This window comes from Anabaena sp. TISTR 8404, assembly GCF_056847745.1.
Genome location: NZ_CP180578.1, coordinates 6652367 through 6665384 on the forward strand (window position 1 = coordinate 6652367; position 13018 = coordinate 6665384).

5 protein-coding genes are annotated in these 13018 nt (G+C 38.6%); 1 reads left to right on the forward strand and 4 read right to left on the reverse strand.

Annotated elements, in window-relative coordinates; all coding sequences use genetic code 11:
• Positions 1–101: 101 nt before the first annotated feature.
• Positions 102–5744, forward strand: coding sequence for a trifunctional serine/threonine-protein kinase/ATP-binding protein/sensor histidine kinase (locus ACMX3D_RS28710; RefSeq protein ID WP_482749163.1), 5643 nt, complete (start codon positions 102–104; stop codon positions 5742–5744).
• Between the two features lie 10 nt (positions 5745–5754).
• Here ACMX3D_RS28710 and ACMX3D_RS28715 read toward each other — a convergent pair whose 3' ends face one another.
• The 4 genes from ACMX3D_RS28715 to ACMX3D_RS28730 all read right to left on the reverse strand — a co-directional run bounded on the left by ACMX3D_RS28715 (position 5755) and on the right by ACMX3D_RS28730 (position 12461).
• A complete protein-coding gene (locus ACMX3D_RS28715; protein ID WP_482749164.1) occupies positions 5755–7149 on the reverse strand; it encodes a cytochrome P450 in 1395 nt (464 codons plus the stop codon).
• A gap of 193 nt (positions 7150–7342) precedes the next feature.
• Positions 7343–8311: a terpene synthase family protein gene (locus ACMX3D_RS28720; protein WP_482749165.1), complete on the reverse strand. Its 969-nt coding sequence runs from the start codon at positions 8309–8311 to the stop codon at positions 7343–7345.
• A gap of 1190 nt (positions 8312–9501) precedes the next feature.
• Positions 9502–10065 carry a cupredoxin domain-containing protein gene (locus ACMX3D_RS28725; protein ID WP_482749166.1) on the reverse strand — a complete coding sequence of 188 codons (564 nt, stop codon included), beginning with the start codon at positions 10063–10065 and terminating at the stop codon, positions 9502–9504.
• A gap of 59 nt (positions 10066–10124) precedes the next feature.
• Positions 10125–12461: a heavy metal translocating P-type ATPase gene (locus tag ACMX3D_RS28730; protein WP_482749167.1), complete on the reverse strand. Its 2337-nt coding sequence runs from the start codon at positions 12459–12461 to the stop codon at positions 10125–10127.
• Positions 12462–13018: the final 557 nt, after the last annotated feature.

Consider the following 13018-nt stretch of genomic DNA (forward strand, 5'->3'; position numbering starts at 1 on the left):
TTAGGACATCAACCGAATTAGCTAAAAATTTTCTCTCGACGTTAAATAAACTGAGTAGCAGGGAATACTAAGGACAGTAAAAATATTGTGACTTTGCTGTAATGTTAGTTTTATCTGATAAAGTATTTTCTCTTGCTGGATATAAAATTTTAGAGCAAATTTATTGTGGTAGCAAAACCTTAGTTTATAGAGGGATTAGAGAACAAGACCAAAAACCTGTAGTCATTAAACTGATCAGAAATGAGTATCCTACTTTTGGCGAAGTTGCTCAATTCCGTAATCAGTATACAATTACCAAAAGCCTTAATATACCAGGAATAGTTCAACCTCTGTGCTTAGAAAACTATCGCAATGGCTATGCCTTAATCATGGAGGACTTTGGCGGAATATCGCTCAAAGATTGGGGACGGCGTAACAAAGTTTTACAAGAAACTGGGGTAACACTAAAAGAATTTTTCCATATTGCTATAGCGATCGCATCTACTTTGGAAGGATTACATCGCAGTCGCATTATTCATAAAGATATCAAACCTGCCAACATCTTAATTAACCCCAGCACTCTAGAAATCAAAATTATCGACTTCAGTATTGCTACTCTCCTACCCAGAGAAATTCAATACCTGACAAATCCCAACGTCTTAGAAGGAACACTAGCTTACATATCTCCGGAACAAACAGGCAGAATGAACCGTGGTATTGATTACCGCAGCGATTTCTATTCTTTAGGTGTTACCTTTTTTGAACTCCTCACCGGACAATTACCCTTCACAAATAGTGAACCGATGGAATTGGTTCATGCTCACATTGCTAAACAACCACCAACTGTAGACCAAATTAATCCTCATCATCCGCCAATATTATCGGCAATTGTGAGCAAATTGATGGCCAAAAATGCCGAAGACCGCTATCAAAGTGCTTACGGACTGAAGTACGACTTAGAAGTTTGCTACAACCAATGGCAAGCAACTGATAAGATTGCTACCTTCGAGTTAGCAACTAAAGACGTTTCCGACCGTTTTCTGATTCCCGAAAAACTCTATGGTCGTGAACAAGAAGTTGCGACTTTACTAGCAGCCTTTGAGCGAGTAGCCAAAGGTACAAGAGAAATGATCCTAGTCGCTGGGTTTTCTGGAATTGGTAAAACCGCCGTCGTGAACGAAGTGCATAAACCAATTGCCAGACAGCATAGTTATTTTATTAAAGGTAAATTTGATCAATTCCAACGTGACATTCCCTTATCAGCATTAGTACAAGCTTTTCAAGATTTGATAGGGCAAATTCTGGTAGAAACTGATGCTCAAATTCGACAGTGGAAAGACAAAATCCTCGCGGTCTTGGGTGAACAAGCGCAGGTAATTATCGATGTAATTCCTACTTTGGAACAGATTATTGGCAAACAGCCAGAAATTCCTGTCCTTTCTGGTAGCGCTGCTCAAAATCGATTTAACTTACTCTTTCAACGATTCATTCAGGTATTTAGCACTAAAGAAAATCCGCTAGTGATTTTTCTGGATGACTTGCAATGGGCAGACTCAGCTTCTTTGAAGTTTATTCAACTATTGATGAGTCCAACTAATGCCATCAATAAAAATTCTGCCTTAGTTTCTCCTGAAACCCAAGAGAACATCTGGACTCCGATATTTGATGGAGAGCCTTGGGAAGTTGATGAAGAGCCAAGAGTTACTCAAACTGAAGCAAGTTTTTTACTCATTGGTGCATATCGTGACAACGAAGTTTACCAAGCACACCCACTTTGTTTAACATTACAGCAAATTGAAAAAGCAGGAGTAAATATTCATCAAATTACACTCACACCTCTAAATCAAAGTAATTTGAATTTTTTGATTACTGATACCCTTGGTTGCCGTACCGAGATGGCTATTCCTCTCAGCCAAATGGTGTTTGCCAAAACAAAAGGTAATCCCTTTTTTGCAACTCAATTTTTGAAGTCTTTACATCAGGATGGCATCATTAAATTTAACTTTGATGTCGGCTATTGGCAGTATGATTTGGCAGCCATACAGGCATTAGCTTTGACAGATGATGTTGTAGAGTTCATTGCCCGACAAATAGAAAAGTTGCCAATAGTTACGCAAGACGTATTGAAACTAGCTGCTTGTATTGGGAATGAATTTGATTTAAAAACTTTGGCGATCGTCCATGAAAAATCTGTAGTAGATACAGCATCTGACTTATGGATAGCTTTACATGAAGGAATAATTTTACCTCAGACTGAGCTTTATAAGTTATTTCAAAATGTGAATAATCTAGCAGGAATTTCGCAAAGTTCAAATTCTCAGGAATTTTTCAATAGTAGTGTTCAAGTTCCTAAATACAAATTCATCCATGACAGAGTTCAACAAGCTGCTTATTCTTTAATTTCCGAAACTCAAAGAAAGCAAATTCATTTAAAAATTGCCCTGTTACTGTTTGATAATATCCCAGTAGTAGAAAGGGAATCAAAGATTTTTCAGATTGTCAATCAATTCAATACCGCATTAGAACTCATTACTCACCAGACAAAGCGTGATGAAATAGCCCAAATGAATTTCCTCGCTGGACGCAAAGCTTTAGCATCAACAGCTTTTGGCGCAGCGATTAAGTATTTAACAACTGGCATTCACCTCCTTTCATTTGGTAGCTGGAAAACACAATATGAACTCACTTTAGCTTTGTATGAAACAGCAGCAGAAGCAGCATACCTAGCTGGTGAATTTGAGCAAATGGAGCAATTAATTGATGTTGTGTTGGCACAAGCTAAAACATTACTAGAAAAAGTCAAAGTTTATGAAGTTAAAATTCAAGCTTACGGTACACAAGATAAAGCATTAGAAGCTCTCAACATTGCCCTACCTTTTTTGAAGTTGTTAGGAGTAGAATTTCCTGAGAGTCCAAGTCAGTCTGATGTTCAGATGGCAATGGCAGAAATAACGTCAGATTTAAGTGAGAAATCTATTGAAGATTTAATTAACCTACCAGAAATGGCGGCAGAGCAACCACTTGCCATCATGCGTATTATCTCCAGTACTATTTCTCCTGCTTATCAAAGTGTACCGACTCTTTTCCTTTTGTTTATTTTGAAGCAAATTCAGTTATCAGTTCAGCATGGTAATACTGCCTTATCTTCATTCGCCTACCTGAATTACGGAGTTATTCTATGTTGTGTAGTGGAAGATATTGAATCTGGTTACCAATTTGGCAAACTAGCTTTGCTGATTTTAGATAAGTTCAATGCCAAACCAGTCGAAGCTAAAATTATAATTTCTTTTAATGCAGTTATTCGGCATTGGAAGGAACACGCTAGAGAAACATTAACACCTCAACTAGAAGCTCATACAGTGGCACTGGAAACAGGAGATTTAGAGTACGCTGCTTATTCACTTTACAATTATTCTTCGTTTTCATATTTCATAGGTAAAGAACTAACTTTGTTAGCACAGGAGATGGCAACCTACAATGATGCCATTGCCCAAATCAAACAAGAGAGAGTGTTGAACTGGAACGCTATCTATCACCAAAGTGTCTTAAACTTGCTAGGTACGGAGAAAAATCCTTGTCATTTAAACGGCGAAGCCTACGATGAAGAGAAAATGTTGCCGTTTCACCTAATCAGTAAGGATGGAAGTTGTCTTTGTGCTTTATTTTTGAACAAACTATATCTATGCTATCTATTTCAAGATTTTTCTCAAGCGGTGGAAAATGCCACCTTGGCAGAACAATATTTAGAAAGTGTTACAGGACAACTGCACGTTCCTGTATTTCATTTTTATGATTCTCTGGCAAGATTAGCAATTTATCGTGACACGCCTGATTTTGAACAAACACACATTCTCGACAAGATACAAGCTAATCAAGAAAAGTTTCAGAAATGGGTGGCTCATGCGCCAATGAATTATCTACACAAATTTTATTTGGTAGAAGCTGAAAAATATCGCGTTACAAATCAATATCTTGAAGCAATAGAATATTACGATCGCGCCATTTCTCTTGCTAAAGAAAACGAATACATTAATGAAGAAGCTTTAGCTAATGAACTGGCAGCTAAATTCTTTCTGGAATGGGGCAAAGAGAAAATTGCCCAAACTTATCTCACTGATGCTTATTATTGCTATGTTCGCTGGGGAGCAAAAGCCAAAGTTGATGATTTAGCAACACGCTATCCGCAATTACTCATGCCCATACTTCAGCAAGAAAAACTTAGCATCCAATTAGCTGAAAAAATCACTGTTTCTACTTATCAATCTCTAGCAGAACAAAGTAGTTACCCAACACTCGTGGGTTCAAAAACTAGCATTTCTGACTCCCTAGATTTAGCGGTTGTGATCAAAGCCTCGCAAGCACTCTCTGGCGAAATTGAGTTGGAGCAACTGCTTTCTACATTAATGCAAGTTGTGATGGAAAATGCCGGAGCTTCTAAATCTGCTTTGATTTTGAGTGAGGATGGTAACTTGGAATTACGCGTCACTGCTGTTAGTTCCAGTTCAAATTCTGCGTCTATCTCTACCCAATTCCCATCCATTAATTTGGAATCTAGCAACGATGTGCCGATGACGTTACTGAAATATGTGAAGCGCACTGGAGAAGTGTTTGTAGTTGATGATGCTAAGACTGTTGATTTCTTAACAGGCGATCGCTATATTATCCGTGAACAACCAAAAAGCCTCTTGTGTATTCCAATAATCAATCAAGGTAAATTACTAGGGATACTTTACCTGGAAAATAATTTAACTACAGGTGCTTTTACACGCGATCGCGTCGAAATCCTCAAACTCCTCACTACTCAAGCAGCAATTTCCCTAGAGAATGCTATGCTTTACAACAATTTGGCACAAGCAAATCAAAGCTTGGAAGAATACAGCCATAGCTTAGAAGCAAAAGTAGAAGCGAGAACACAAAATCTACAACAAGCTCTACAAGAACTACAACGCACCCAAACCCAATTAGTGCAAAGCGAAAAAATGTCTTCTTTGGGTCAAATGGTAGCAGGAATTGCCCATGAAATTAATAACCCGATTAATTTTATTCATGGCAACATTGATCATGCTAGTGAATATGTCAAAGATTTACTAGATTTACTAGCGATTTATCAGCAAGAATGCACTAATCCCTCAGATTTAGTCGAGGAAAAAGCAGCAGAAATTGATGTAGAGTTCTTAGCTCAAGATTTGCCGAAGATTCTTGATTCAATGAAGGTTGGCAGTTCTCGGATTCGCAATATAGTTTTGGGTTTACGTAACTTCTCCCGCTTGGATGAATCAGAAATGAAAGCTGTTGATATCCATGAAGGCATAGACAACACCTTGATGATTTTGCACCACAGACTGAAGGAAAAAAGCGATTCTCCAGAAATTGAAGTTATCAAAGAATATGCACAAATACCTGACGTTTGTTGTTATGCTGGTCAACTGAATCAGGTATTTATGAATATTTTGAGCAATGCGATCGATGCTTTAGATGACAACTCTGAACAATTGACTCAACCACAGATTCGCATTTCTACTGAACTCATCGGATCAAATACTCTGCGTATTTGCATTGCCGATAATGGTTCTGGAATGACAGAAGCAGTTAGACAGAAAATCTTTGACCCATTTTTTACTACTAAAGCCGTGGGTAGTGGTACAGGGTTGGGGTTATCTATTAGTTATCAGGTGGTTGTAGATAAACATAAGGGTCAGTTAACCTGTGCTTCTACTCCCGGAGAAGGAACTGAGTTTGTGATTGAGATCCCAATCCAGCAGTGAGATGTGGCGATTAAATGGCTGGTGTAGCTGCCATCGGAATCAGCGACTTTTGGCGCACACTTCGCCCTTTAATCATCATCTTGACTCCATTGGCTGGTGCAAGGGTAGTACCTTTGCGCATAGGCCGTTCTGGTCGGGTGTCAGTTAGTGCAAGTTCATAGTTGGTTAAGATTGTAGCTAACACTAGCTTGATTTCTAACGAAGCTAAAGCTCTACCAATACAACCACGAGCGCCACCACCAAACGGTATAAATTCATAGGTAGAAAATTGGCGTTCTAGAAAGCGCTCTGGCTTAAACTTATGAGGTTCTGGATATAAATCCTCTCGATGATGGAGGATATAAGTAGCTCCAAGTATTACCGTACCTGGCTCTAAAGGATGCCCCATTAATTCAGCTGGTTCTTGGACGACTCTTGGTAATGTGAAGATTGGAACTGAACTCATCCGCAAGGTTTCGTTACATACAGCGCTCAGGTAAGGTAATCGGAAAATGCTCATTGGATCTGGAGAATCACCGAGAGTATTGAGTTCTTGAAGTAGTTTTTCACGAACTCCAGGATTGTGGTGAATCCAATACAATGCCCAAGCCATAGTAGTTGCTGTAGTTTCATATCCAGCAATCATCACGGTCATTAACTCATCGCGCAATTCTAAATCCGTCAGCGAATTTCCTGCTTCATCTTTAGCTGACATCAGCAACGAGAGAATGTCGTTGCGGTTTTGGTCTAGTTGAGAACGGCGTTCAGCAATTTCAGTGTAGAGCAATTGATCAATTTCTTGGCGATCGCGCAGAAATTTCCCCCAAGGACTCCAAGCTCCTAAATCCTTTTGTAAAAAGGGAAAAAGGAGAAAAGTAGAAGTGAGTGGTGAATGAAAGATATTTGATAGATATCTAGGCAGTAGATGCTTTAATTTTTGACATCTTTCTCCCTCATACAAGCCAAACACAGCCTGTAAGATGACTTGTAGTGAAATATCTTTCATGGCAGTTTGAGCAGTAAAAGTCTGGTTGAGGGGGAACTGACTCAAGACATTTGTGGTGAGGTTGCCAATCAGCTCACCATAAGCCCACATCCGCTCTCCGTGAAAGGGAGGCATGAGGAGTTGTCGCCGTTGTTTGTGGCGATCGCCATCCAACATAATTGTCGAAGTATTGCCAATTAAGGGTCGAAACAGTTTGTTCGCTGCACCGAGAGCTGCAAACTTTTTGCGATCGTTGGTTAAAAGTTCTTGGATTGCCTTGGGATGGTTGACAAATACTACAGGACGACCAAAGCCAACTATATTAGCAGTAAAAATATCAGGATATTGTTTGGCTGCATCTTTCATGTATCGCACAGGATCAACTACCCATTGCAGGTTTTGAATAAAAGCGGAAGTCGGAAGAGGATTCGGTAATGGCATCTTAGTATTTGCAAGTAATTACAGCTGGCTATGTCCCAATACGGTTCAGTTAAGAAATTTTCCCTGTAGAAACAAGGGAACAGGGAATAGGGAACAGTAAAAGACAAAAAAACTTATCTGAACTGTATTGGGCTATGTCCTTCACAAAGAAGAATAATTATTGATTACTTATTTACAGAAGTATTAGCAGAACTTAAAAATTAGCAAGTTCAAGCGTTCCTTGATTCTGATAACGACCAGACTGAAAATACCAATTGAGATTACCACGTATCCAGGAATGTAATCCTGATATGTATTTTGCAACTTCATTATCTATTTTTTCTCCAAATGATGGTATGGATGCTTCTAAAAGAAGCAATTCTTTTACCTTTTGATCATGCATTTCTGCCGCCAATTTGACAGCTTCTCCTAAACTAATTTGCCGTTGATGATGTAGTATAAATACTAAATTATGCACATCACCACTTTTGATTTCCCTGGGTGCAGAAAAGATGTCATTACACCAAGAAATAATATTGTTTGCCGTGACATTTAGTTGTTGCAATATGTGATGATTTCTTAAAGAATCAAGTACCTTCATTTGATATCCAACTTCAATTAAAGCCAGACAAGTTTCTACTGCTGAACATAAGTTGCGGATCATGATATATGTATTAATACTAGGCACAATTCCCTGAGCGCGATATTCAGCTTGAAAGACACATCCTTGAAAGTAATCTTGACAGCAACGAACAAAGTAATCAAACCATTTTGCGCTTCCCCTTTGCAGAATTCGCTTTCTTAAATCACTCAAAGCATAACTCAAAGCCATATCTTGCCTAGTTAGTTCAGATCCATTCAGTACTTCTAGAAATCTTTGATGATACAAATTGAGAACTTTTGGTTGTTTTCCTAGTTCTGACATATCGCATTGGTCATCCCAAATAAATAGCCATGTGTTCCAGTCATTGATAATGTTCAGATCTTCTAGTTCACAATAAGGGTAAGTACCTGCTGTTAATAAAAAAAACTTTGACTTAGATAAACGCTGATAAGCTAGTTCATTTGCTAGTAAATCGAAGCGTTGTAACCATTCCAAAGAATAATTCTCTATAACATTAACATACTTATTTATTTGGTATGTAAATGGGCAGTATAAATCGGGAAAAATGAAATTTTCCATAAAACACCTCTGCAATTGTATGAAGTACTAAATCAACAGAATTGTTGAAGTGGCTAATGCTATGGTTGGCACTTTAGATGGCAATATTTGCAGCCATTAATCTATGCATTCAAAAACTAGGTACTTGAATTATTAGTAGTACCTTGTCAGTCTTTTAGACATAAAAACTATTTGCAAAAAACTGCACCTGATGTTTAAGATGCATCTTGATGTCTGCATAACTTATAAAAAAGTTATGCGGAGTTTAAAAGCTCATCTTTTGTGATGGTGTAAGTAACACGTAGTATTAGTTACATTTCTACGAATGGTATGCTTATGCTTACACTATGTTTTATACACTGTAGAATTTTCTTCGTGATCTATGTCCCTAGGTTTAACCTTACTGGAGACTATGTTTAGCCAAATTTCAGATTCAAAACCCAACTATCTTGCTTTATTATTGCTTGATACTTCTAAAAAAGGATAACTGTAGTTTTGTGTATTTCAATAAGTAAAATTATATACAATTTAAAATAAAAATATTTTTTTAATCCAAGTATTTTTGAATTTTACTGAAATATTTATAAGTATAACCAACATCAAAAAGTTATATATAAATTACTAGAGAATTTTTATTATTAGTCAAAGGTGATTATTCGTATTATCCAAATATTTTAGCTCTAGTTATTTCTACGGTATTGTCATACATCAATGACATAATAAGTAGGAGAAAATTTTTTCCTTAATTTTTATAAAACAAATATAAAAAAATAAATATTCATAAGTTTTTATATCTAATGGTAGATGCCAAAATATTATATCTTCATAATGAGCGTTTTTCTACTAGTCGGTGTTGAAAAAACAGTATTATATGGATGCACTTTAGGTATGGAGATGCGATCGCAAAATTTTCCTAACCCAAACGACAATCAAAAACGAACGGCAACAAAGAGGAACCTGTGATTTCATTTTGATTTGTCAAACTACTTGGTAAGTAAAACGGTTGCTTATGATGTAACCAGTTGAAATCAGAAAATATTTATACCAATTCTATGAGCAGCTGCACTCTATAAATTCTGTAGAGACGTTGCAACAACATCTCTACAATCGAGAAAATTAGATAGCATTATTGATTGCAGCAAGCAGAAATTAACCAAATGAAACAGTGGCTCAAGGCTGGGTATAAACAACGAGTTCAAGCTTACGAGAAGCTAAATTTGACTAGAAGTGGTTTTTTCACTAGTGTCTGCGGCTTGAACTGCGATCGCACCGCGAAACATATTCATCCCACAACTGAAGAGATAAGTTCCGGCCTGTTCGGGTGTAAATTCCACAGTTGTTACTTGATTAAGTGGTAAATCTGCGGCAATGTGAAAGTCTGGAATTACTACTTGTTCTAAGCAACTGCTGGGATCTTTGCGTTCAAATTTCAGTCGTACTAATTTCCCGGCTTGCACTACAATTCGACTTGGATCATATCCCCCATCAACGGTGATAGTGAGTTCCTGAATATTCCCACCTGTTGCAACTGCTTTCTGAGACTTAGGTTTACTCAGCAAGAACCACCAAAGTTCTAAACCAACTAATCCCAAACCGCCAAGGGTGACGGCTATCTTGTTCCCTAATGGTTGGTCAATACGTTGAAATTGATTGGTTTGAACTGTTGCAGATGAGTGTGTCTGGTGGGATGTTTGTCCTGCTACTTCACCAGATGCAATTCCGAGTACAATTCCTACACTGGTTATACTACCGATGAGTACTGTTTTGTTCACCATTGAAAAATCTCCTGTGTTGTTAGTATTGAGTGCTGAGCGCTGAGTAAAAATACTAGCCCCTAGCCTCTAACCCCTTTAGCTTGGAAGTTACGCAAACGCAGTGCATTGGTGACTACGGAAACTGAACTAAAAGCCATTGCTGCACCAGCGATGATGGGGTTCAGTAACCAACCGAAGAAGGGGAAGAGAATTCCGGCGGCGATGGGAATACCAGCAACGTTGTAAATAAAAGCAAAGAATAAGTTTTGGCGAATGTTGCGAATTGTGGCGCGGCTGAGTTGAATCGCTGTAACTATGCCTTGCAAATCTCCAGAGATTAAGGTGATGTCACTAGCGGCGATCGCTACATCTGTTCCAGTCCCAATTGCAATTCCCACATCAGCTTGCGCTAAGGCTGGTGCATCATTAATCCCATCACCAACCATCGCTACAATTTTAGATTCTGGATTTTGGATTTTGGATTTTAGAAAGACTATTCTCCCCTGCTCCTCTGCCTCTCTGCTCCTCTGCTCACCTGTTTGCAAGGATTTAATCATCGCAGCCTTTTGGTCAGGACGCACTTCTGCTAAGACTCGTTGAATACCAACTTCACGGGCAATACTTTCGGCAGTGCGGCGGTTATCACCTGTAAGCATGACTACTTCTAAACCAAGTTTTTGCAATGCTCTCACAGCTTGGGTAGAAGTGGGTTTAATAGCATCAGCAATCCCCATAACTCCTTTGATTTCGCTGTCAATTGCTAACCACACGGCTGTTTTACCCAGGTATTCTAAGCGTTCTTTATCTTGTTGCAAGGCTTGGGTGTCAATACTCAACTCTTCCATCCAGCGTTGTGTACCAATTTGCACAAGACGATTAGAAACGATACCTTGAACACCACTACCTGCTACAGCTTCAAAATCTCTGACATCTGCTAAGGTTACTTCTTGAGATTGGGCATATCGAACAACTGCTTCTGCCAAAGGGTGTTCAGAATTACGTTCTACTGAGGCGGCTAGTTGTATTAGCTTAATTTCGTTACCATTAGCCGTACCGTTAACTGTAATAAAATCTGTAACTGTTGGTTTACCTTGGGTAATTGTGCCTGTTTTGTCTAACACAATTGTTTGAATTTGATGCGCTATTTCTAAGCTTTCGGCTCCTTTAATTAAAATGCCGTTTTCTGCTCCTTTACCCGTACCCACCATCACAGAAGTTGGTGTTGCCAAACCCAACGCACAAGGACAAGCGATAATTAATACCCCAACTGTGGTAATCAATGCCAAGGTGACATTGCCCATGATGTTGTACCAAATGATAAAAGTAAGGATAGCGATCGCAATTACCGCCGGCACAAACCATCCAGTAACTTGGTCTGCTAGTCTTTGAATGGGGGCTTTTGAGCCTTGAGCTTGCTGCACTAGTTGGACAATCTGCGCCAATACAGTATCCTTACCAACTCTTGTTGCCCTAAACTTAAAACTCCCGGTTTTGTTGATGGTTGCACCGATAACTTCATCCCCTGGTTGCTTCTTCACAGCTACACTTTCACCAGTTACCATTGCTTCATCAACTGTGGATGTCCCGTCCACTACTTCGCCATCAACAGGAATTTTCTCCCCAGGACGCACCAGCACCACATCGTCAATTTGTACTTCTTCAATTGGCACATCTATTTCTCTACCATTCCGAATTAACCGTGCGGTTTTCGCTTGTAAACCAATCAGCTTGCGGATAGCTTCTGAAGTTTGGCCTTTGGCGCGATTTTCAAATAATCGCCCTAACAAAATTAAGGTAATCACAATCGCCGCAGTTTCGTAATACACATCTGGCATCAATCCCTGAGCAATGAAAAAGCCAGGAAATAAAGTGGCGAATAGGGAATAAAAATAGGCTGCACTTGTACCCAAAGCTATTAAGGTATCCATTGTGGCAGCATGGCGCTTGAAAGCTTTCCAGCTATTGACGTAAAAGGAGTAACCACACCAGAACTGTACAGGAGTGGTGAGGACTAATTGTAGCCAAGGATGATGCAACCATGTCGGAATTAAAGGCAGGTGTAACCCTGTCATCATTGGTAGTGAGCCAATTACTAGCACAGAGCCAATGATGCCCCCTACTATAACTTTCTGCCGCAAATCACGAAATTCTTTCTGACGATATCTTTTTTCTTCATCATCTTCTCCCGCCAGCAGATTTTGTTCTTGGAGGGGATAGGCAGAATAACCTGCGGCATCCACTGCATCGACTATGGTTTGTAAATCTGCTTTTCTGGGGTCATAATCAACTGTTGCTTGTTCTGCCCCAAAGTTCACACTACATTCATTTACACCAGGAACAGAACTGATAGCATCCTCAATACTTTTGGCACAGGAAGCGCAACTCATCCCGCGCAGCTTAATTGTGGCATTCTCCATTTCAAAGCTCCAATTATCAAGTCGTGTTCAAGACTGATTTCATCTTGAATCCTCCAGTGAACTGGAGTGTCAAGGGGGTAAAGGAAAAAAATTGGAACTAAGCAGAAATCCCTTTTTCAACAAGCTTTGCAGCTATTTTTCATAGATTAACTGAACTTAGGCACAATTTCTGTTCAGTGCCTTGACTTTCTAGTGAACTAACTAAAATGCGATCGCTTTGCCTATGCTTATACCAATTTATCCTGCAAATATATAAAAATATAATTAAATTTTATGAGTATGATTACTTATTTATATAGTTTTTGTATTTCCTTGCACAGATTTAAAAGATATTTTGGAACTTATATGTCATGATTTCATGACATTTTTAGGCTGCCAAACTTTTTAAATCAATAAATATGAGTTTTTCATTGATAAAAATGCTGATTTATGCCTTAACGTTTTTGTTCATCACATAGGAATTTAAGCTAATAAATCTAATTTTAAATTCCCTCTATTGACAGAATTTAGATATTTTTTATCTAATTTACTGACAAAGACGAGCTAAGGCAGTAAAT

Excerpts from the sequence above, each read along its gene's own strand:
- ACMX3D_RS28725 (WP_482749166.1), bottom strand. The coding sequence starts at position 10,065 with ATGGTGAACAAAACAGTACTCATCGGTAGTATAACCAGTGTAGGAATT.
- ACMX3D_RS28720 (WP_482749165.1), bottom strand. The coding sequence starts at position 8,311 with ATGGAAAATTTCATTTTTCCCGATTTATACTGCCCATTTACATACCAA.
- ACMX3D_RS28710 (WP_482749163.1), top strand. The coding sequence starts at position 102 with ATGTTAGTTTTATCTGATAAAGTATTTTCTCTTGCTGGATATAAAATT.
- ACMX3D_RS28730 (WP_482749167.1), bottom strand. The coding sequence starts at position 12,461 with ATGGAGAATGCCACAATTAAGCTGCGCGGGATGAGTTGCGCTTCCTGT.
- ACMX3D_RS28715 (WP_482749164.1), bottom strand. The coding sequence starts at position 7,149 with ATGCCATTACCGAATCCTCTTCCGACTTCCGCTTTTATTCAAAACCTG.